The sequence below is a fragment of the Aporhodopirellula aestuarii genome (assembly GCF_023701485.1).
GTDB lineage: Bacteria > Planctomycetota > Planctomycetia > Pirellulales > Pirellulaceae > Rhodopirellula > Rhodopirellula aestuarii.
The window spans coordinates 209,910-232,132 of record NZ_JAMQBK010000031.1; the positions used below are offsets into that span (position 1 = coordinate 209,910).

A 22,223-nucleotide genomic window follows, 5' to 3' on the forward strand; every position below is an offset into this window, starting at 1 on the left:
CCATTGTCATCGGCAATCACTCGGTTTTTGAGATACATGGCGACCGAACGCAACGCGTCGGAGCTGACGATCAAAGCCTACCGGGAAGATTTGTTCGGGTTTGCGCAGTGGCTCGAAGCTGGCCCGTTTGCGGGCACCACGCTCGATGCCCTCGATCCGTCACACCTGCGTCAGTTTCAAGCGGCGTTGCAGCAAGCTGACTACGCCAAGAGCACGATCTCCCGGAAGCTCGCGTCGCTGCGCAGTTTTTTCAAGTTCGCGATTCGCGAAGGGTCCGCAAAAACCAACCCCGCCAAACCACTCCGCAACCCGCGGCGAAACCGCAAACTACCGCTCGTTCTTTCCAACGAAGAGATCGGGCGTCTGCTGACGACCCCGCCGGCGCATGATCCGGCCGGTTTGCGAGATCGGGCGATTTTGGAAACGATGTACTCGTCGGGTCTCCGGGTCAGTGAGCTGGTTGCCCTCCGAGACGGTGACCTCGACTTTAGCCAAGGCATTGCGCGGGTACGAGGTAAGGGACGCAAAGAACGGCTCAGCCCACTTGGTTCCTACGCGATCGCCGCGATTCGGGCTTATGCGGCCCGCCGCAATCGTTCGGCCGAAGCTGAAAAACTCGGCCAAGCGGCGCCGGTCTTTGTAAACCGATTCGGCAATATTTTGACCACCCGCAGCGTCGGACGAATGCTCGACAAATACATCGCCGACGCGGAACTCGACTCTCGGGTCAGCCCCCACACGCTGCGACACTCCTTCGCCACCCACCTTCTCGATCGGGGCGCCGACATTCGCAGCGTGCAGGAATTGCTCGGTCACAAATCATTGACCACCACTCAGATTTACACCCACGTTAGCGCGGCGAATCTGCGAACGATTTATGAGAAGGCTCACCCTCGGGCTCAATAGTCGACGTTCCGAAGAAATCGACAACTCCCGTTTTGACATCGTATAACGCGCCGATCACTTTGACTCGTCCTTCGCCGACGGCATTGCGGATCACCTGACTGCGGCGCGTGATTGCCTCTGCGGTGTGAATCACATTGAGTCTGGCGACATTGTCCACAAACGTCTCGAGGTCTTCCTCAGCCAAATCATCGAGCGGCCGTGGCGGCAGGTCCTTGACGCTCGGGGCGATCTCGTCCACGATCGATTGCAAGTGTTCACAACCGGTCACGGACATCGCATCCAATTTTCCGGCGACGAGTTTGACCGAGGAAGTCACAGCGCCGCAGCGGGTGTGCCCCATCACCACGACCAACTTCACCCCAGCAACCCCAACGGCATATTCAAGACTGCCGAGCGATTTGGTGCCGATGACGTTGCCAGCAACACGGACGCTGAAGATGTCGCCCACACCGAGGTCAAAAACCAACTCCGTCGGGACCCGCGAATCAATGCAGCTGAGGATCGCGGCTAACGGGTTTTGGCCGATCGCCGTGGCGTTCACTTGCCGGCCCAGATCACGGTTCAATCGTGTTCCAGCGACGAAGCGTTTATTGCCTTCCTCCAAAATCCGAATGACCTGATCGGCGACCACCTGGTCCTGCAACTCTCGCGTGGAGTAGTCGGCAAACTGCACATCATCATTGAGCCGGTACTTCCGTTTGAACCCGATCAGGTTCACCAGCACCTTCCGGGCGGGAGCGACATTGTCCTTGTAGTCTCGAATCAAACTCAGAACATCGGGATCGATGTAGTCCGAGTCACTGGCGTCGATCGTCATCCGGCTGCCCGGTTTCGCTTCATCGAGAATCCGTTCGATCGCCGCCCGATTGAGAAAACTAACTTGATTTGCCAATTCGACATGGGTCACGTCGCCCGCCAAGTGGGTCTCGATAACACGGCGAATCGGACGACGCAGGTTACTGTTAAGAATAAACAGAACCGCCACACCCAACCCGATCAAAATCCCGATCAACAGGTCGGTGAAGACGATCGCCAGCACGGTGATGATGAACGGAATGAACTGATAGCGTCCTTCGTCCCACATCTGTTTGAATAGAGACGGGCTAGCGAGTTTGAATCCGGTCACCAACAGGATCGCCGCCAGAGCCGACAGGGGAATCATGTTCATGTACGTCGGCAAAATCGCGACGCTGAGCAGCAACAACACGCCATGGAAGATCGCTGAGACCTTTGTCTTCGCGCCCGAGTTAACGTTGACACTGCTGCGTACGATGACCGACGTCACGGGCAAACCGCCGATCAAGCCGCAAACCATGTTGCCACAACCCTGAGCAATCAATTCACGACTGGGCGGAGAACTTCGTTTTTCGAGATCGATCTTATCGACCGCTTCCAGGTTCAACAGCGTCTCAAGGGATGCCACGACGGCGATCGTGATCGCGCCGATGTAGATGGCCGGGTTCACCAGCTGCGTGAAGTCCGGCAGACGCAAAAAACCGACGAATTCTGAAACACTGCTGGCGATCGGGATCTGCACGAGATGGCTCTCGCCGATCAACCACTTCGCCCCCATCCGACTAAAAAGGACATTTAGCAGGACGCCCAGCAGGACGACGAGCAACGGCGCCGGAACAATCGACTTCTTTAGCTTCGGTATCCGATCCCAAACCGCAAGAAAAATGATCGATGTGATGCCGATCACCATCGCGCCGATGTGGATGTCGCCGGCGATCATGAGGAACAGCTCTGTAAACGTGTTCTCGCTGTCGGGCTGGATGAACGACATCTCGCCCTCCGGATCCGAGTCGTGACCAAAAACGTGCGGCAGCTGTTTCAAGATCAGAATCACGCCGATCGCGACCAACAAACCTTTGATCACACTCGATGGAAAGAACGCCGAAAGGGCACCCCCTTTGGCAATACCGAACCCGACTTGAATCATGCCCCCGATGAAGACGGCGAGCAAAAACGCTTCGAACGAGCCCAATCCGGCAATTTGAGCGGCGACAATCGCGGTCAAACCGGCGGCGGGTCCACTGACACTGGTGTGAGAGCCACTGATCGCGGCGACCACGATCCCGCCAACGATTCCGGAGACTAATCCCGAAAACAAATTGGCGCCGGAAGCCAACGCGATGCCGAGACAGAGCGGCAACGCGACCAAGAAAACCACCGTCCCGGCGACTAAGTCGGGAAGAAGGGTAGAGGATTTAGGTGAAATAGTTTGGGAAGACATCGGTGCACATCCTGATGATAAAAACTGAACTGATCACAGCAACGCTAGCGTCAGCAGGGGATAAACGCACACATCGCCAAACACAGCGAGAACACTCGCAAGGCGAAGGTAGGTATCCGCAAGAGGGAAAAAGAAACGCAGCCAAAAACCCGCGTGACCAACAGCAGACAACTCAAATGAGCAGCCCATCGCAATGGACCGCACGCGTCTACGGATGATCTCCGCATGGATTGAAACTAACTAATGCAAAACGAAAGAGATTTGCGTTTCGCTAACAGCGGATCGGCGCCAAATTGTCGCTGGAGAGACGATGCCCCACGAGGGCTCGCGGGAAGTCGATGGTACGGACCACTTCCCAATACGGCGTGCCGACGCGGAGTATGCTGAGACCGGAATCTTCCGCAAGATTCGCACGCTGACGACGCTCGACCGAACACGGCACGCGTTCTTCTAACTCTTCGGATTGATTCTGCGTCTCACGGTCGAGCGAAATCCGAGATACCGTGGCGGTAATCCCAAAACTCGGCAACGCAAACAGCAACAGCATGATGCAAGGCATCATCCAATGCGGCTCAACGAATTGCGATTTTTTCGTCATGGAGGGCGAAAATCGGCGTGTGAGTTTGGAATGTGGAGTTAGGTTGTGCGACTATTCTTACGAACTCCGCATTCAGGAGCAAGAGAGATCGGAGTGATCCAACCGTCGCCCACCTACTGTATAGCGTCTCATTGATGCGATGGGTCCAGCAATTCGATATAAATCACCGCAATAACGAGATGACGGGTGCCCTGGAAGCGGCCGATTGTCACCGAAAATTCATCGTTTTGGCGGGCGGATGCGATCCCACGCTCAGGCCGCTCGACAGGATCCAGCCTTCGCTTGCGACTGCTCAAGCTGCGCCGCGGGCAGCCGGGGTTCCGTGTACGGAAATTCTTCTGGGTCAGCGATCGACTCCAGCTCTGCTAACGTTTCTTGAATTCGCCGGCGGTAGGCTTCGAGCGTTTCATCGTCGCCGCATTTGAGTGGTTCAGAAAAATGCAGCTCGATCGTCGTGAACGGTTTGGGAACCTGCATCCGATCCCATGCTTTGCTAACGATCCATCGCCGGCGTGGAACTACGACAGCAGCCAGTACCACGGCACCGGATTGGCGTGACAGATCGCCAATTCCTTTGTGCACACGCCCACGTGGCCCACGTGGCCCATCGACCGTCAAACACGCCGGCCGCCCGTTGCACACGTGCCTGATGAGATTGCGGAGCGCCGTCCGCCCGCCACGATTCGCCACCCCCTGTCCGCTCGATCCACGGACAGCCACGCAACCACTCAGCATCAAAGAGGGGACAATCATTTCGCCGTCGGCGGATCGTGAAACCATCGCGCCGAGCCCACGCTCTGCTACCATCAACGCGGCGAATTGATGGGCATGCAAAACGGCAAAAACATAGGGCGTTTTTGACTGGCGCAGCACCGGACGGATGTCGTTGTAAACCTTGACACGACATGTCCAACGCAAGGCAACTAAAGTGATGGCAACGAGCCACGAAAAGAACGTTCTCATCCTCTTTAACGCTCTGCGGTGTCAGTCGAATCAGTTCGACAAAATCGAAGGGGCATTTTTGTTCACGCACACCACGACTCCATCTAGCCCGGTTGACGGGTCGAAACGCTATTTAGAAAAAATGCTCGCACAGGTAAACCGCAACTTGTGTAAATTTCCAATCTACCGGATGCCGCATTGAGCCTCCCCACGTATCGAGCAATTGGCGCCCTCTTTTGCTTCGCGTTCCTGATTTCCGCCTCATACGTATTGAACAGCTCAATCGGCATGAGTTTGTATCTTGCGCGGGTCGGAACGTCGGCGCTGCCTCTTGTTCTGGTCGCGTCGGCCGTCGTTGTCGTCGTCGTCTCCTCGCTCACGTATGTCTTGATCAACTGGGTCGCCCCGCGGCGATGCATCGTGGCAACGTGGGCTCTACTGGCATCGGCGTCGGCATTTTTGTCGCTGCAACTTGCGGAATCTCATCACTCGGCGATCATCCTTGGATTGATCTACGTGCTGGCCGAGGTGCGTGGATGCGTGAACACCGTTTTTTTAACAACGGTGACGACGGATTGGTTTCGCAATTCCGATTCCAAACGTCCCTACACGCTGGTGGCGGCGGGCGCGCCCATCGCCGGAATCGTGGCTGGTCTGTTTCTGACTTGGGGCGCGATCTCGGTCGGCAATGTGAGAATTTTGCAAATCATCTCGCTGCTCGACGTCGCCGTGGCGGTGCTGGCGTGGTCGCTGCCGAAGCATTCATTGATGTCATCGGCAGCCACATCGAATAGCGACGACGATGGATCCGAACTCGCGTTTGCACACGTCACTGCGAAGGCCTCGAATGATGCCGCGACACCCGAACTCACCCACATCGCTCACCACGACTCTGAATCCGTCACCGACGTTCACCCGGTCACGCGGGTCGCCCCCTCTAAATTGCTGTTGCAGTTTCGTTCGTACATTGTCGTCTTGATGGTGCTCAAAACGGCGGTGCTCACGTTGATCGGCTACCAATGGAAAGTCGCCATCTCTGATTATTGGCACGAAGACGAGGCCGATCTGATTGCGTATTTCGCCGCCTACTACGCAACCGTCGACACTTTGATTTTGTCTTCTCAAATATTCTTTGCCGGTCGATTGCTTGATCGATTCGGCGTGGGAATGGCGCTGCGTGGTTATCCGTTGCTGTTAGCCTCGATGGCCTTGGCCGCCATAGTCTTTGACAGTGCCTTGGGTTTGATGGTCGTCTTCACACTCGCTCGCGCGTTCGATGTGTTTCGACGGTCACTCCATGATCCCGCACTCGCGTCCGCGTTCACGATCTTAAGCAAACGATTTCGCCGCCAATCGATCGTGATGATCAAGGGGATCGCCAAACCGATCGCGGAAGTCGTTACGGCGTTGGCGTTGTTTGTCTATGCGTCCCAAATCACGTCCGATGAGATCACGGTCATCTGGTGGGTGCTTCTGATCCCGTGGATTTTGGCGGCAACAGCAGCAAGCAAGATCCATCACCTAAGCAACGGTCACTAAACTCGCGCTTCTAATCGAGCGGGGTGATCGGTTGATTGGCGTGAACAGATGCCGAGGAGGTTGAGCGTGTCATCAGTCCGTCTTCCATTTCATAAATCGTGTCGAAAACATCAAGGGCACGATGGTCGTGCGTCACGACGATCACGCCGGCTCCCTGTTCATGAGCAACCTTGGCAAACAGTTCCATCACTTGACGTCCACGCTGTCCATCGAGCGCCGCGGTGGGTTCGTCCGCCAAAATCACGCTGGGCCGATTCGCCAACGCCCGCGCAACAGCGACACGTTGTTGTTGCCCGCCTGAAAGCATGGATGGGAAATTGCCGGCGCGATCGGCGACACCGAGGTAGTCCAACAATTCCATCGCACGGTGGCGAGAGGCCCGCGCGGATTCGCCGCTGAGCTGCATCGCGATTTGAACGTTCTCGATCGCTGACAAAAACGGTATCAGGTTGGATTTTTGAAAGATGAATCCAAGATGTTTGCGGCGGAAGGACCGCAGATTCGTGTACGCGGCATCCCCATCTTGAACGAGTTTCCCACCGATGGTGATTCGACCCGACGTGGGCGTATTGATCAGCCCCACGGCGGTGAGGAACGTTGATTTTCCGCTGCCGCTAGGTCCGAGCAACGCGACCACTTCGCCCCGGGCGACTCGCATCGAAGCGTTTTTCATCGCGACGACTTCGGTGTTGCCACTGCCGTATATTTTCGTTAGCCCCTCCGCTTCGATAGCCGCTGGTTCTGCCTGACTCATGCCAGCGCCTCGTTTGGGGAGATCTTCATCGCTTTCCAAATTCCCAGCAGGCTCGACAGCACCGAGATCGCCAACACAATGCCCGCCAACTGCAGTAAGTCGGCATTGGCCAAAATCACTCGACGCGGAAACAGCGGAAACAACTGTTGACCAATCAGATAGGCGATACCGAATCCGACAAAACCGAGGATCAATGCCTGCTGCATGATCATGCCCAACACCACGGTGTTCGGCGCTCCGATCAGTTTCAACAATGCGATCGAGTGGATTTTATCGAGCGTCAATGTGTACAAGATCAAGGCCATGATGATTGCCGCAATCACGGTGAGCAGTACGCGAAACAACCCGATCTGTCGCCGCACTCGTTCGACACTGCCTTTGAGCAACAGTTCACGTTGACCATCGGCGGTGTAGACCGACACGTCACCCCAGCCAGAAATCACGTCCGCGACTCGTTCGGGGTCCGCGCCCGGCGAGAGCGTCAACATCACGGCACTGATCTGCGGTTCGGCGACCGCGGGCAATTCGCTCGCTGGCCGCATCGCGTTCTCGAGCACCGACGGTTGCTGGATCGCCAGCTCAAACTGCTCGCCACGTGATCGGCGAGCGGCCCGTTCCAAACGTGTGGCTTCGCCCGGCGTGTCAAACTGAATCGCCAATGCATCGCTAACGCTAAAAAATGCCAACCCGTCGCCGCTCGCACTGATCATGTTCTCGGTCAGGCCCACGACCGTATACGTTTCTTTGCCGAGTTTGATTCGCTCACCAAGGGCAAGTCCGAGTTGTTTGTCGGCGATCATTTCAAAATGAACTTGACCGAGCGTTCGGCCAGCCGACAACGGCAACCACTCACCCTTATCGGTCGGCCAACTCAATCCCAACACCGCGATGCGAAGCGGTTTCCCGTCACGTTGGCGTTGAATCGTGTGATAGACAAATTCACGTGCCTGACTGACGCCGGGCACCGCCGCGGCACGGTAAACCAGATTCGATGAAACGCGAGACAACTCCGCAAACGGCCCGCGTGTGTTTCGTTGCACGATCCAGAGGTCGGCATCGACACGTTCGATCAACAACGTTGCGTCTTCGACCACACCGCGATAGATGCCTCCCATGCCCATCACGACCATTAACAACATGCCGATGCCCACCGCAGTCAGTGCGAATCGTCCGAAGTTGTGACGGATGTCTTTGGTGGCAAGGTTCATCGCGAAGCGTCCGTACGAATCGCGATCCTGCGTCCTGGCGACAGCCCCGTCGCCGGATTCACAGCCGAGACAATCACGTCACCCTCTTCTACACCTTGCAACACTTCCACGGTGTCGCGACCGCGAACCCCAAGATTCAACTCATGCCATGCGGCGGTCCCGCCGTCGTTCGTGAAAACACCGAAACGCCCGTCTCGATGGACGAGTAATTTTTCTGGCAGGACGAGTGTGTCAGACCGCTGAGCGACGTCGATGAACGTCTCCGCTCGCTGACCCACAGCCCAATTCTCGGGTAGCTCCAACACTCTCACGTCGACAATGAATTCGCGGGTTTCTCGGTCGGCTTCTCTTCCCAGCCGAGCGACCTTGCCGGGATAAGATTGCTCGGGTTCGCTGCGGAAGACGACGCGAGCGGTTTGTTCGGTTTTCAACTTGGACATGGCTGTTTCGTCCACCCACGCGCTGATCCATAATTCATCGAGCGAGATCAACGTCATGATGGAACTGCCGGGCACAACGACGTCGCCGGGTTCACGATTTCGCCGGACGATCAATCCATCGAAGGGGGCGTGGATTTCCGTGTCACGCAGGCGAGTGCTGTGATACTGCGCGGTCTTTTCGGCGGCGATGTATTCCTTTTGTCCTTCGGCGATTCCCGCCTCCGCGCGGGCAATATCCGCCTGAGCGACGGAGAGCGCCTCGGTCGCTTTGTCGGCATCGTCACGACTGGCGGCGTTCTTTTCAACGAGCGACTGAATCCGATCGTAACTCCGACGGGCCTGCTGATAGACGGCCTCGGCACGTTCTTTGTCTATCTTGAGGCGGGTGACCCCTGCGGCCGCCGCATCCACATTCGCCTGGGCGATGGCCACCTGTTGTGTTAACTCTTGATCGTCGAGTCGGACGAGCAATTCGCCCGCCGTCACACGCTCGCCTTGATCGACAAAGACCTCAACGATCCGTCCCGAGATTTTAGGACTGACCGTCGCCTCCACGCGTGCCTCTAACGTCCCCGTCCCCATCACTTCCGCCACGATCGCGTCACGTTCGATCGTGTACGCCGCGACCGGTATCGGCGAGAACTTCAATTGATAAACCACTCCTCCGACGACAACCGCGAAGAGGGCGAGTTTAAGTAGTTGCCATTTGATTTTCATGCGACTTGGTATTCCTCGACAAATCGTTTGTCGATCCATGTTTTTAGGTGCCAACACCAACGTGAGTGAACACTCAAAGGCCCATACTCAAGGAATGCTTTCCCATCGCCGGTATTAAGCAGTTTCAAAAAATCCGACTGAGGCTGGAATGACTCCAGCGGACCGCCCGCGAAGAAAGCTCGTAGGTTGTGCCACAGTACGGGTGACTGACGTACCGCATAGACACCTGCCTTGGGTGACGGGGATTCGATCACGGTTCCTGAATCACCCACCGCAAATACCCGAGGGTCGGTCAGAGATTGCAGGGTAGGGGAGGTCGCGATGAATCCACGGTCATCTGTCTGCAGGCCGAGCTTGCCAAGCACGGGCGGTGCCGCGGCACCGGTGGCCCAGATCACGCAATCGGTTTGATGTGTTTGACCGTCCTCTGTCGTGATGCTGTCCTGACCAACGTCGGTGACCCGTTTTCCAGGTCGAACGCGGATCCCTCTTGAACTCAGTAGCGTTTCGAGACGGCGGATACTGCGGTCGCTCATCCCATCCGCCACGCGGTCACTGCTGGTAAAGATCTCGATTGACAGGTCGGCGGCCTTCTTTTGATCGCGTTTGGCAAATTGTTGAAGCAAACAAAACGCGATCTCAACGCTCGCGACGCCGCCCCCAACAACCGACACTCTCAACGGCGAATTCGGTTGAGCGGCGCCATCCAAGTGCTGCTCTAAACGGGTCAGGAATGTTTGCATTGGTTTGATCGGCACCATCAATGGCGAGTCGGCATGATCTTGCCAACCGGCCGGCATGGAGCCAACACCAACGGACAGCGCATTAAAAGAAATCGGTTCGTGATCTGAAAAGTGAATCATTCCCGATTCCAAATCCAACCGCTCGGTATCGGCCAAAATCAACTTCGCCCCCGCTCGCTCGGCAAGAGACTCCAAATGGATACGCATCTCGTCGTCTTGGAATTGCCGACCCAATGTTCCCGGCAGCATGCCCGAATAAGTTGCCGTGGGAAACCGACTGATACACGTCAACGAGCAATCGGCAATCGGCTCACTCGCCCACTTCTTCACAACGTGAGCGTTCGTGTGTCCGATCCCCAGCAGAATGACGTTTTGAGTAGCCACTACCGAGTGACCTGTTCGTACTTGGGTGGAATCTTGTAGCGGTCGCTATAGGTGTGAACGCGATTGGTGAGTTCCCCGTCGAGAGTCACCACGGGCAACCCGGCACCGACCCATTTCAAAATACTTCCTTGGTAGTTTTTCACCTTCACGCCTTTGGCAACAAGCTCTTTTGCGTACGCGCCGCTACGGCCGCCGACGGTGCAATAGGGGATGACCAATTTTCCTCGATACTTCTCCGCATTCTTTTCAAACTCTGCTTTCGTGACGGCACCGGGGATGACCGACACGTTCACTTCGGCCTCCGAGCGAACGTCAACGACAACGAAGTCAGCTAACGGAACCGGTTTTCCCGCTTCCCTGGCCTTGGCTTCGGACTGCTGCTTCTGCACCAGCATTTTGTGGAGATCGTCAGTGCTGATGGTGTCGATCTTAGGGCCACCAAAAAAGCCACCGAACTGAGCGGGCGCAGGCGAAACACCCAAAAGAACGGGGACGACAAATGCAAACAGGGCTACCAAACGGAGTGTCGGATACTTCATACAATTCGTTCTCAATGGGGTGTTAACTGTCGAACGGGAAACTTATTCGAAAAAGATCGAAAACTACTCGGATTGAACCCAAAACCAACCACGCAGCTCGCCTTCGCTAAAACCGGTTGCTTGGTCGTCTGGGTAAAGCCTCGCGAGTTGGTCCTGGATGATGGGTGCGATTTGGTCGGACGGTCCATGACACATCAGGCACTGCACCTGCAACTTGATGGGCAGGAGTGCGGCCACGTGCTGGTTAGACAGCGTGACGAAGGTCGGTGTCTGCGTCTTCGCATCCGTCAATGGTTTCGCCCAGGCGGGCGGCGTGTTGTTCGGATTGCGAAGCCGGACTCCGACGCGGCCGATCTTCACATCGAATTCCTCTCCGACTTCCGTGGCGATCTTCGGAGCTTCTTGATTACAGACCTGGATCGCCGCAGCGGGACCTTGAGCCATCGCCTCCATCAATCGCCCCGACAATCGCTGCTGTAGTGCATCTTTGGCCGCAATGAGCGTTTGCTGTTGTTCAGCATTGGGCTCACTACCATCGACAATCGTCACCGACACCTGCTCGGTTGCCGCTGGTGTCGGCGTGGATGGCTTGGGCGAGCAACCGGCGAACACGACCGTTGCCAACGACAACGTTGTTACGATGCGAATGCGTTTCATGTCATCGGTCCTGAATGAGAAGACGGGGCGGCTAAAAATTCGATTCGGGAGAGCAGTCAAGAGACGAGCATACCCCCGATGCGTCACAGGCATCACTTCAATAATGGCACGTACGCATATCCGTCGGCCTGCAAATTCACCACGGCGGTGAGCGCCGAAACCGCCGTATCGATGAAAACGGCGGTGTCAGAAGTCTGATATCCGGCGGCGTCCAAGCTCTGACCACAAACATACAGGCCCACCCCCGCTTCATGCAGTTGGTGCAGAAGATCGAGGTTCGGGTTGTCTGTGGTTTGGAATTTTTCCGCATAAGCATCCGAGTTGAGAACCGTAAGAGTCGCTCCCCCGTGAAGGACGACGGCAATCTCGACTTGGGCCGGCTTCGCACCGCCGCCGGAATAGATACTGAAGTACTTCGCGACCTGCTCGATCGCAGGGTTCACTTTGTCAGGATCGCTACCACGAGTGATATCGACTAGAAATTTTGTGCCATCGCGGGGTTGCAGCACCGCATTGGGCAACCGAACCACCGTTCCGTTGCCAATCTTTGCCGGATGTTTGTCCGCCACCTTCGTGGCGGCTTCGGCTCCCGGTACCGCGTGGTTCTTCATCGCCTCGGCGAAACCGCGCTCGACAAACCCCGAGACCGCCTTGGCGTGGGCTTTGATCAATTGGGCCACGTACGGATCGGCCGACGTCTCGGTCACGCGAACGCCTTTTTCCGTATCCTCGTGTACCATCTTGATCTGATCGGTGTGTTGAAAGATTTCCGCGAACAGAGGGTCACGCATGCGAATCGGATTCGTTTCTTCGATTCGATACTCCATCCATTCGACGTGCTCCTTGATCTTGTCCGCTACGTCGGGGTCATCCGATTCCGTCAGCGTCTCGACGCCGTCGGACAACTCCTTGACGCTGCGTTGGATCTTTTCGTGATTGGCGAGGAGGTATTGAAAAACGTCGCGATCTTCATCGTGACGATCATCGTGCGAATGCCCGTCGCCGCTGTCTTGCAACTGACGCCCCATCGCCTGACCGGCCCCCATGCCCCGCCCACCACCGAAGCCGGGACCTCCGCCGAATCCTCGGCCACCACCGAACCCCGGGCCGCCTTGAGCCCGAGCCTCCGGCAACGGCATCGAAACCAAACAGGCTAGAAACAACAGAAATCCGAACACGGGTAAGGTCGAGCGATTCATGGGGGGTCCTTTGTCTAGGCGGATGGTGTGGTTGGCATGTGTTTGGCTATGTAGGCAGGTTCACCCATGCGTTGAAGCAAATCGAGTTGCAACTCGAGCCAACCCATGTGCTGTTCTTCATCCATGGCGATGCGTTCGAAAAGTTGCCGCGAACCGATGTCACTATCGGCAGCGGCTTCTACGGAGGCCTTTGTGTAGAAGGCGAGTGCTTCCTGCTCGTCTGCTAGATCCAGTTCGAACATTTCCTTCAGTGAAGTGGCTTGGATCGGCGTCTTGGCGAGTTTGAGTTCCGGAGTCCCTTTGAGGAAAAGGATTCGCACCATGAACTCTTCGGAATGCCCCAACTCTTCTTGCATTTCTTCACGCATTTGATTTGCCAACAGCCCCATTCCCCAATCGTCCAGAACACCCGCGTGCAATTGATATTGGTGGGTTGCGGACAATTCCATGGACAGCGCGGTTTGCAGATTTTCAATCGTTTTGGTCGAACTCATTGGAGTTTCTCTTTTGGTGAAAGGAAGGTAGGAGACTGAGTTGTGAATTGTACAAACATGTCTCCTGGGGCGATCGGCTTAGACGATTTCGCTCATTTCAGGGACCGCGTTGGCGCTCGGCAAACCTGCCGCCTTCCAAGCCAGATAACCGCCCGACAGGTTGATAACGTCTTTGAAGCCCGCCGCTTGCAGCACGCTCGCCCCGATTGCCGATCGTGCGCCGCTGCGGCATTGCACCACAAGTGTTTGATTGCGAGGTAGATCGGCGAGGTGATCCGGCAGACGTCCCAGGAAACGATGATCCGCCTGCCCGATGTGTCCCTCGTTCCATTCATCGTTCGAGCGAACATCAATCAACTTCACCTCACCTGATTCAATCGCGAAATCCAGTTCGCTCGGATTCACGCTGGCGTAGTCCTCCGTGGCCATCCCCGAGTCGAGAACGTCGCCGACAGAGAACCCTCCGACAATTTCTTCCACGCCAATCTTGTGCAAAACCCGAGCGGCCTCTTCCAATTGTCCCGGTTCGCAAATCAGGTAGGTCGGCCTTTCGTAATCGACCAACCATCCCGCCCAACCGGCCAACATTCCCAGCGGAATATTGATCGTTCCCGGAACATGCTTGGCCGCAAACTGTGACGACGGTCTCAGGTCGATCACCGTTCCCCTTTTCAAAGCGTCACGCAGTTGAAAGCGATCAAGCATTTGATGGTGATGGTCGGCACCGAGAGCGATCGGGCCTTCTTTGTTAACCCGTTTCATTACCGCAAAGTACTTCGGTGCTTCGGGCTGATCGGCCAGAATGTATTTCACGAATTCATCTTCATCGGTGAACTGCAATGCCGGGTTAAAGAGTTTTTCATACCCGACCGTGGACGATGGGATGGCGCCGAGTCCCTTGCCACAGGCGCTGCCGGCGCCGTGGGCGGGCCAGACTTGTAAGTAATCCGGCATCGATTTGAATCGTTCGGCCGAGCGGAACAAATCGCGTGCCCCTGGTTCCGCGGTGCCCTTGATTTGGGCGGCTTCCTCTAACAAATCAGGGCGTCCGATTGAGCCGACAAATACGAAATCGCCCGTAAAGATTCCCATCGGCTTGTCCGCGCCTCCTCCCTGATCGGTGAGCACAAACGAGATGCTCTCGGGCGTGTGTCCGGGTGTGTGCATCACCTCAAATTTGATATTGCCGAGCATGAATTGGTCACCGTCATGCAAACGTTGATGGTCGTAGGCATCCAAATACTGATACTTCCATTCGTTCGGCCCTTCGTCGGAAACATACAATTTGGCGTCCACACGGTCGGCCAACTCACGGGCACCCGAAACGTAGTCCGCGTGAATATGCGTTTCCGCGACCCCGACAATTTTCATGCCCTCACGCTCTGCCATCTCGAGGTATTGGTCGATATCCCGACCGGGATCAACCACCAAGGCAACGTTCGCCCGCTGACAACCGACCAAGTAGGAGGCGTGAGCGAGTTTTTGGTCATAGAAATACTTGAGCAACATGATTCGGTTTTCCTGTTAATGATTCTTTGGCCTACGAGACCGTCGATCGGAAGATTACGAAGATTGCGACCAACACGACCGCGATCGAAAATGTTTTTTGAAGTGTTGGGCCTTTCAAACGTTGGGCCACCATGCCGCCCAACCACATCCCGACAAATCCGCCCAACAGGAATTGCCACGCTATTTCCATCGGCAATACGTTGCCGCCGGCGAGGTGTGATGTCACGCCGCTGATGCTGACTAACACGATCACAAATAGTGATGTCCCGACCGCTTGGTGAATCGCCATCCCGCTGAATAAAACCAATGCCGGCACAATCACAAAACCGCCACCGACGCCGAACATGCCTGACAGCACACCCGTCATCAGACCCACGATCACCAACAACCGGGCACACTTCGACGTCAGCCGCAACTTGCCATCAAGGTCACGCTGACAGACGCTCCTGTCACGTTCGTCGATCGATTCGGTAGGACACACCCCGCTGGCAATCTTCGGGTTCCTCGCTTTCGCCCACATTCGATAGGCCACCACCAACATCAATATCGCGAACAGCATCAATAACGCCTGCTCGGGGATCAATGTTGAGAGATAGGTGCCCAGAGGAGCACCCATCATGCCCGCGATTGCAAACAGCAGCCCGGTCCGCAATTCGACTTCGCCACGCATCAATCGAGGGATCGTTCCGAAGAACGCAGTGCCGCCAACCGAAGCCAAGGAGATTCCGACCGCTTCGCGTGGCGCCACTGACAACCCGTAGACCAACAACGGAACGGCAAACACACCTCCACCGCCACCGGTCAATCCGAGCGCGAACCCGACGATGCAGCCGAAGAGAATTGCTAGACCGAACATGAGCCTCCACCGACGCACTGATTCCACGGCATCTTTGCGATCAACGATGCCATCGGACAAAGCCCGGTGAAACCAGCAAACATCAGACCAGCGCCGACAAATCCGGAAAGCCCGACGAAGTATGGGTGAACGAAGTAGCCCAGTACGACGCCGAGCAAGACCAAGAACCCAGCAGTAATCTGTACTTGCTGCATTAGCGGTAGCGACTTTTTGCCACGCACGACGGGCAAGCCGGCTTGCTCCCACGCCAACGTGCCGCCTTCGACGTTGACGACATTGTCAAAGCCGGCCGCCGCGAATTTCTCACACGCCTGAGCCGAGCGATTCCCGCTGCGACAGATCACATACAACGGCTCGCCGGCCGAACCGTTTCTCGCCGACATGATCGCTTGCGGATCGAGCGACTCCAGCGGAACGGAACGCGCACATTCGGCGTGAATCGCACGGAACTCTGTGGGCATCCGCACATCGATCAAATCGAAGTGTCCATCGGGGTGTTGGTCGCTCAGACGTTTTACTTCAATCGTTTGCATCTTAATTCTCCTCATGCAATCAACGCCCGCCGCACACGCAAAACAGCGTCACATCGCGACTAGACGATATATTTTGGTCAAAAATACGACGGGTCTGAAACAATCCGATTCCGCCGATAGCTGCGTAACGTGGTACCGAGTCCCAAACGGACCGAGTTACCCGCGACGCTGCAATCATCATATCGTAAGGTTACGATATGTCAATACAATTAAAAAGCTGAGATTGTGCAAATGCGTCGAAATCTCACGCCCCAGATCTCAAATTTGCTTGCGCGGGCAGCCGGCGGCGGACGGCATGGGGCAGGACAGGGCGGCTCAAACCTGAAAAGGACAGATCCACCCGGCGAGGCCGCGGGTGCGGGAACGCAGCGTGGGGCAGGGCAGTGTGAGGAAAGAAAGGCTGCGGAGGTGCGCCAGAGTGGCTCGGGGGCAAACAGCAGCTTATTTCATCACGCCCGTGAACAGACTCGAGCCGATACGGACCATCGTCGCACCTTCGGCGATCGCCGCCTCGTAATCGCCACTCATGCCCATCGATAACTCAGGCCATTCAAGCTTCGTCAGCAGTCGCATCTGATCGCGAAGTTCTCGCAATCTCGCGAATTGCGGGCGAGCCTGTTGCGGGTCGGTGCCCCAGCCCGCCATCGCCATCAAACCGATCAGTCGCACGCCGGCATCGGACGCATTCGCGTCTCCCATCCGCAAAACATGTCGCTCCACCGCGCCGGCCAGTTCATCGGGGGGCAATCCCGTCTTGGCGGCCTCACCGCTGACGTTGACCTCGATCAACACGTCGACACCGATCGATTGCCGGACAGCTTCGCGGTGGATTTCTTCGAGCACTCGTTCGCTGTCGACCGAATGAATCGTCGGACAGGTGGACAATAACCGGCGGACTTTATTGCGTTGCAGGTGACCGATTTGATGCCAGCGAATTTCCCCGGCCACATCGCCTCGATTCGTCGCAAACCAATCGGCTTTTTGCATCAACACTTGCGGCCGATTCTCGCCGAGATCACGGCACCCCGCATCGATTAACCAACTCGTGATTTCGGCGTCAACATACTTCGAGACGCCCACCACACGCACTTCGGCAGGATCGCGGTTGGAATGGGAGGCGGCGTCGGCGACGTCTGCGCACACCCGCTTCCAATTGTCCGAAATTCGCAAACGTGCCTCTTCGACCGAACAAGCGATTTGGGTGGAATCGATAGGATCGGCTGCCATGGGGAACCTTTATGAAACTCGATACGACCTGACCTGAGTGCCAGGATACAACGGGAGCGTGGGCCCGCCCATGACACCGCTCGCTCGTCACTCACTGCCGCTCGTATCGTCGACCGTCACCAACTCTTCCATTCCGCCATCGCCCGGATGGAACCGTGCGGCAAAGAAGTCGGCGATCAGGTGTTTGCCCATCACCGAACGTGGCCCACCCGCGGACATCGATCGATACACGACCCAGTGCTCGCTGCCGGTCTGGACGCGAAAACCCGCGGCGACATTGCGAGGAATAATGGAAAGGTTTTCGGCAACCGTGAGTTGCCGCCAAGTCCGTTTTCTGCGAGCACGTCGAGGCTGCAAATCGAGCCAAACGGGTGAATACACCGCACCTTGACCTGACGTGGTCACAACGAGGTGCCGATCCTCCGACACGGTCACCTGACAAGCCGATGGCCCGACCCGCCATTCATTCGCGGCCAGTGGCATCAGCAGCGCTCGTCGTTTATTGCCGCTCATCAACAGCAGTTCGCGTGTCTCGTCATCTTCGACGACCTCGACACCGGGTGCCAACGGAAGCCGGCTGACGCAAACAATCTCCGGTGCAGGTTCCGGTTCTCCGCTTTTTGTTTTTGTCACCGCCGATACCTCATCCGATGCCTTCTTCGTTCTCGGCAACACGGCGTCGGAGACCATCACACAGCAATCATCACGGACCAACATCCATTGACGTTGCAGAACGACGCCGCCGGTAAACGGTTGCTCGATTTCGATCAGGTGGACGTCGTCATCGGTGTATTCGCAAGTGCATTCCCACTCTCCATCGGGTTGCTGGTCGACGCCGTTAACGCGGATCATGGTTTGATGCTCGCCTGTCAATATCGACTGACGCCCCGCCGTCAGCTCGACGCGTACATCTTCGGCCGAATAATCGACAAAGGTGCGTCCCCGCCGCACATCCCATTGGGGCAACATCGCGAGTGTTTTTCCGGCTTCGCTGTGCCACATCGCTTCGGGCAACGACACCTCCCACGCCAATTGCCCGCCGGAGTGACTCTGGCCGAGTGCGGCTGCCAAGGCGGGCGTGAGACTTTCGTTGTCAAAATCAGACGCAGCCTTCATCAAACCGTGCAGTTCGTTCTGGCTCGCCTTGACTCGCGAACTGGTTTTGCGGCGGGTCCTTGTCTTGGACGATGAATCGGCCGCGGAAGAATACGCCATGCAATCGACATCGCACTCATCGGCGTCGGCGTAGGAAAAGACTTGCGTGCCATCGTGCCGAGCGAGCGCCGCCATCCAAGTGGCGAATTCGGCTGCGATCTCACGTGCTCGTTTTTTGAACTTGCGTTTGCTGACCAACGGAAACAATCGCTCGCACCGAACCAGCGAAGCCACGATCAATCGCAACTCGCAAGCTTTGGTCACCGACCGGTCGATGGACTCGCCCTCACCCTCCAGAAAAACCGTGACCGCCTCGACAGCAGGTTCAACGAGTGCTTGGCACGATGGAAGTCCTCCAAGGCCCCACGCAAGCGTCAGTCCGAGTTCACCAGCGAGCAGCAGATGCAAGGGTGACGTGGCGTCGGATCGCAACGCCGCATCGGCGCGAATTTGCATGAGTTGTTCGCCGCAATGCCACCAGACTTCTCGCGGCAGGATCCGGCTGAGACTCGGCATCGCCGCCGCCCACAGGATCGTTTCCGCCGCGTCGATGCCAGACATTTCGTCGTTGAAGACGCGATCGATCAGACGCTGCGACTCCGTGGCGAGCATTTCTTGGTCGGCATCGGACGTTTGGCCGCCCTCGCCATCGACGCGGGTCGCCAATTCCGCGAGTTTCTGCTGGAGAACCGTCGTTGGCCCGTGCATTGCAGTCGCCATCCCCCACAGATAGATGGCTCCTCCCGCCGCATCCTGACCGAAATACTTTGCCGCCGAGCGACTCCGCAGGTCCGTGTTCTCCAGCTCGCTTTGCAGTGTTTCCCATTGGTCAGCCGACACCGGAACGCCGAAATCGGGAGTGATCGCCCGTTTCGCCGACTTATTGGACCGTTTACGTGGTGAGGGGGCGGTGGAAGTCAATGTCATGGACCAATGAGCGAACAACAGAGATACTAAAGCGGTCAGGCAGTTTAACCACCATGCCGGGCCAAGGAAGACGTAACATCGACGCTTCGGCCCAGCCCATGGCCGTGCATTCATTCCCCAAATCGATTTCTCGCCATGAAATCTCCATTAATGTTCCCCCTCTCAGCCGTCTTGGCCCTCGCAATACTGACCGCCGGTTGCAGCCGCGACCGCAGCGGCGAGGCGACGACGAAGGCGGTCACATCCGATTCGCCAACCGAAACCGTAACCGCCCCCATCGCGGAAACACCGGCCTCGGCGAACACGGAAAGCCAGGCCATTACTACCGAACCGGCGGGGCAGACCGCCCCCGCTGCCTCAGCCGCCTCCGACACGGAACCGGGTGAGCCCGTCTCCGATTCCCCCCCGCGAATGTTGCCCACCCCAGGATCGGATTCGCCGGCAACCGATACGATGGCTAACGCAAACGTCTCAACCGGGACCTCACCGGATGGCACAGACGAAATGGCCACCGAGGAGGCTCCAGACGTCGGCGATGACCTCGACGAGGAATACGAGATCGATCCCGAGATCATGGCGCACATCGAAGCTCAACGGGTGGCCCTGCGACGGATTGCGGACACCTACGCGCCGCCCCCTGGTGCCAAACAACTCGGCGAGCAGCCCGATCTTTGGGTCGACCTCAAAGCCAAACGGGTTTACGTCGACGGCTACGTCGCGATGAACCGCGGCCCGCTCGAAATGTTGGCTTGTCCCGTGGGGACGAAAGAGCACGAATCGGTGATCGCGGTGTTCGCCAAGAGCAGCGAAGTCCACGCGGCGTTGCTCGCGATCGGCGCCCAAAGCGGTACGCCGGTGCGTTGGATCCCTGAGTTCTTGCCACCCACCGGACAAACCATTTCGGTCTGGGTCGCGTGGCGAAAACCGCAACCGAGCACTGCACAGGATGTCGCCGATAACACCTCGGATGAAGACGCCCTGGACGAACCCTCGCCGGCGGAGCCTTTCATCCCGAGTGACGAGTTTATGGTCGTCGACGCGCGGAAATGGGTCCGAAGCGTGGAAACGCAAACCGAACTGGCAGAACCCTGGGTATTTGCGGGCAGCACGTTTTGGTCAGATCCGGAAGATGGCATCGAACACTATTCGGCCAACGCGGGCGACATGATTTGTGTTTCCAACTTCAGTACCGCGATGCTCGATGTGCCGTTCAACAGCAGCGCCGAAACCGGCAATCTGATGTTTGAACCCTTTACCGAACGCATCCCTGAACGGGGCACGCCTGTTCGCCTCATCCTGGTTCCCCAACCGATCCCACGCGACGAACCGGCACCGCCGCCAGCGGTTGACCCGACAACTCCGCCTGACGAGTCCATCCTGCCAATCTCTGAACAGGCCAAACCGTGAACGACGTTCATGGCTCTGAAAACCAACACGCCCCGGTTCAAGTGCTGTTAGTCGGCGCCGGTGTCGTCGGACGCGCGATCGCGGTGGATCACTTGCGATCGGGAATCGAGGTCTGGATGTCTGACGTTGACGAAGACGTGCTGCGTAAGAGCTGTGACTTGGTCTTGCGCGAGAGCGATGGGGTAGCCGATTCGGCATCGCCATGGGGCGCCCGCATCCCGATGCCGATCGTCCATTTCTCGCCACCGGAAACGCGTGCCGGTTCACAAGACACGCCGACCACATCTGCCGTTCCCCGTTGGCTTCTCATTGAATCGATCGCCGAACGCCTCGATGTGAAGCAGGCATTCTTTGCCCAAGCGGAACAGTGGTTTGACCGAGCGGCGGTCTTGACCACCAACACGTCAACGCTTCCGATCGGGTCGATCGCGGCCAAGATGCAATCCCCGGAACAACTTTGCGGCCTGCATTTCTTTATGCCGGTGACCGATCGCCCAGCCGCGGAGATCATCCCGCACCAATCTTCTTCCGACCTTCACGATTCAAACGCTTCGACGCATCCGGAAGTGGTCCAAACATGCTGCGAACACGTCAAAACGCTCGGCAAAACCCCGCTGAAGGTTCGCGATGCCCCCGGATTTGTGGTCAACCGATTATTGGCCCCTTATCTAAACTTGGCAACCGATCTGTTATGTGGCGGCATCGAGGCCCAAACGATTCGGACAGCAGCTCTGCGATATGGGATGCCGATTTCGCCGTTTGAACTTGTCGATTTAATCGGAACTCGCACCGCGTTTGACGGTGGCCGAATCGTCTGGAGTGCGTTCCCTGGACGGATGGATCCTTCTCCGCTACTGCCAGCCCTAGTAAAACGGAAATTGGCGGGAGTCGCCGTCGGCGAAGGTTTTTATCGCTATGACGAAAGCGGGAATCGAATGGGCGACGACCTCTCGCCGCTCACCGCGGAACTCGCCGCAAAATATAGACACGACTCTTTTGCAAATTTCCCACACGAAGAAGAGGATCGGATTAACCTTCTGACGGAACTGCTCGCCGCGGCAATCCGTCTGGAAGCGATCGCGATCGAACAGGATGGCGTGGCCGATGCGGCAACCATCAACGCCGCGATGAAAGGTGGACTGGGCTGGAAACCGGACGTGGGCGATAAGGGTCCGATCGACACTCTGTCTCCCGAACGTGCACAAGAACTTGCGAACCGATTCCCGAAACTCAAATCGATCCAACCGTGAATG

At 57.0% G+C, this 22,223-nt stretch carries 20 protein-coding genes; 4 read left to right on the top strand and 16 right to left on the bottom strand.

Going from position 1 to position 22,223, the window contains the following annotated elements:
- The first annotated feature begins 3 nt into the window (after positions 1-3).
- Complete coding sequence (gene xerC / locus NB063_RS12605; RefSeq protein ID WP_250929150.1) at positions 4-906, top strand: tyrosine recombinase XerC; 903 nt, start codon at positions 4-6, stop codon at positions 904-906.
- Here the strand turns inward: xerC and NB063_RS12610 are convergent.
- The 3 genes from NB063_RS12610 to NB063_RS12620 form a co-directional block, all read right to left on the bottom strand.
- Complete coding sequence (locus NB063_RS12610; protein ID WP_250929078.1) at positions 851-3,142, bottom strand: SulP family inorganic anion transporter; 2,292 nt, start codon at positions 3,140-3,142, stop codon at positions 851-853. The two genes, xerC and NB063_RS12610, sit on opposite strands and share 56 nt — an antisense overlap.
- A gap of 271 nt (positions 3,143-3,413) precedes the next feature.
- Positions 3,414-3,740, bottom strand: coding sequence for a hypothetical protein (locus NB063_RS12615; protein ID WP_250929079.1), 327 nt, complete (start codon positions 3,738-3,740; stop codon positions 3,414-3,416).
- Between the two features lie 252 nt (positions 3,741-3,992).
- The gene (locus NB063_RS12620) at positions 3,993-4,703 is read right to left on the bottom strand and encodes a lysophospholipid acyltransferase family protein (protein ID WP_250929080.1); all 711 of its coding nucleotides are present in this window, start codon (positions 4,701-4,703) and stop codon (positions 3,993-3,995) included.
- A 267-nt stretch (positions 4,704-4,970) separates the two neighbouring features.
- Between NB063_RS12620 and NB063_RS12625 the strand changes: the two genes are divergently transcribed.
- Positions 4,971-6,221, top strand: a complete 1,251-nt coding sequence (locus NB063_RS12625; RefSeq protein ID WP_250929081.1) for an MFS transporter — start codon at positions 4,971-4,973, stop codon at positions 6,219-6,221.
- A 10-nt stretch (positions 6,222-6,231) separates the two neighbouring features.
- On the opposite strand, the gene NB063_RS12630 is transcribed toward NB063_RS12625, so the two are convergent.
- The 13 genes from NB063_RS12630 to NB063_RS12690 all read right to left on the bottom strand — a co-directional run bounded on the left by NB063_RS12630 (position 6,232) and on the right by NB063_RS12690 (position 19,563).
- Positions 6,232-6,975 (bottom strand): ABC transporter ATP-binding protein, encoded by a 744-nt coding sequence (locus tag NB063_RS12630; protein WP_250929082.1) that lies wholly within the window; start codon positions 6,973-6,975, stop codon positions 6,232-6,234.
- Complete coding sequence (locus NB063_RS12635) at positions 6,972-8,183, bottom strand: ABC transporter permease (protein ID WP_250929083.1); 1,212 nt, start codon at positions 8,181-8,183, stop codon at positions 6,972-6,974. Before NB063_RS12635 ends, NB063_RS12630 begins: the two co-directional genes overlap by 4 nt.
- Positions 8,180-9,340, bottom strand: coding sequence for an efflux RND transporter periplasmic adaptor subunit (locus tag NB063_RS12640; RefSeq protein WP_250929084.1), 1,161 nt, complete (start codon positions 9,338-9,340; stop codon positions 8,180-8,182). The genes NB063_RS12635 and NB063_RS12640 overlap by 4 nt, the downstream gene beginning before the upstream one ends.
- A complete protein-coding gene (locus NB063_RS12645; protein ID WP_250929085.1) occupies positions 9,337-10,467 on the bottom strand; it encodes an FAD-dependent oxidoreductase in 1,131 nt (376 codons plus the stop codon). The genes NB063_RS12640 and NB063_RS12645 overlap by 4 nt, the downstream gene beginning before the upstream one ends.
- Positions 10,467-11,006, bottom strand: a complete 540-nt coding sequence (locus tag NB063_RS12650) for a rhodanese-like domain-containing protein (protein ID WP_250929086.1) — start codon at positions 11,004-11,006, stop codon at positions 10,467-10,469. The genes NB063_RS12645 and NB063_RS12650 overlap by 1 nt, the downstream gene beginning before the upstream one ends.
- Positions 11,007-11,069: 63 nt before the next feature.
- Positions 11,070-11,663, bottom strand: coding sequence for a c-type heme family protein (locus tag NB063_RS12655; protein WP_250929087.1), 594 nt, complete (start codon positions 11,661-11,663; stop codon positions 11,070-11,072).
- Between the two features lie 92 nt (positions 11,664-11,755).
- On the bottom strand, positions 11,756-12,862 hold the full coding sequence (locus NB063_RS12660) for a DsrE family protein (protein ID WP_250929088.1): 1,107 nt from the start codon (positions 12,860-12,862) through the stop codon (positions 11,756-11,758).
- A gap of 14 nt (positions 12,863-12,876) precedes the next feature.
- Positions 12,877-13,356, bottom strand: coding sequence for a bacterioferritin (locus tag NB063_RS12665; protein WP_250929089.1), 480 nt, complete (start codon positions 13,354-13,356; stop codon positions 12,877-12,879).
- 78 nt (positions 13,357-13,434) lie between these two features.
- The gene (locus NB063_RS12670) at positions 13,435-14,865 is read right to left on the bottom strand and encodes an MBL fold metallo-hydrolase (RefSeq protein ID WP_250929090.1); all 1,431 of its coding nucleotides are present in this window, start codon (positions 14,863-14,865) and stop codon (positions 13,435-13,437) included.
- Positions 14,866-14,896: 31 nt separating this feature from the next.
- Positions 14,897-15,721 (bottom strand): sulfite exporter TauE/SafE family protein, encoded by an 825-nt coding sequence (locus tag NB063_RS12675; RefSeq protein WP_250929091.1) that lies wholly within the window; start codon positions 15,719-15,721, stop codon positions 14,897-14,899.
- Complete coding sequence (locus NB063_RS12680; RefSeq protein WP_250929092.1) at positions 15,709-16,254, bottom strand: rhodanese-like domain-containing protein; 546 nt, start codon at positions 16,252-16,254, stop codon at positions 15,709-15,711. The genes NB063_RS12675 and NB063_RS12680 overlap by 13 nt, the downstream gene beginning before the upstream one ends.
- A gap of 441 nt (positions 16,255-16,695) precedes the next feature.
- The gene (locus NB063_RS12685; RefSeq protein ID WP_250929093.1) at positions 16,696-17,481 is read right to left on the bottom strand and encodes a YggS family pyridoxal phosphate-dependent enzyme; all 786 of its coding nucleotides are present in this window, start codon (positions 17,479-17,481) and stop codon (positions 16,696-16,698) included.
- 87 nt (positions 17,482-17,568) lie between these two features.
- Complete coding sequence (locus tag NB063_RS12690; protein WP_250929094.1) at positions 17,569-19,563, bottom strand: hypothetical protein; 1,995 nt, start codon at positions 19,561-19,563, stop codon at positions 17,569-17,571.
- 135 nt (positions 19,564-19,698) lie between these two features.
- On the opposite strand from NB063_RS12690, the gene NB063_RS12695 reads away from it, so the two are divergent.
- Both NB063_RS12695 and NB063_RS12700 read left to right on the top strand, forming a co-directional pair.
- Positions 19,699-20,970, top strand: a complete 1,272-nt coding sequence (locus NB063_RS12695; protein ID WP_250929095.1) for a YdjY domain-containing protein — start codon at positions 19,699-19,701, stop codon at positions 20,968-20,970.
- Complete coding sequence (locus NB063_RS12700) at positions 20,967-22,220, top strand: 3-hydroxyacyl-CoA dehydrogenase family protein (RefSeq protein ID WP_250929096.1); 1,254 nt, start codon at positions 20,967-20,969, stop codon at positions 22,218-22,220. The genes NB063_RS12695 and NB063_RS12700 overlap by 4 nt, the downstream gene beginning before the upstream one ends.
- Positions 22,221-22,223 lie beyond the last annotated feature (3 nt).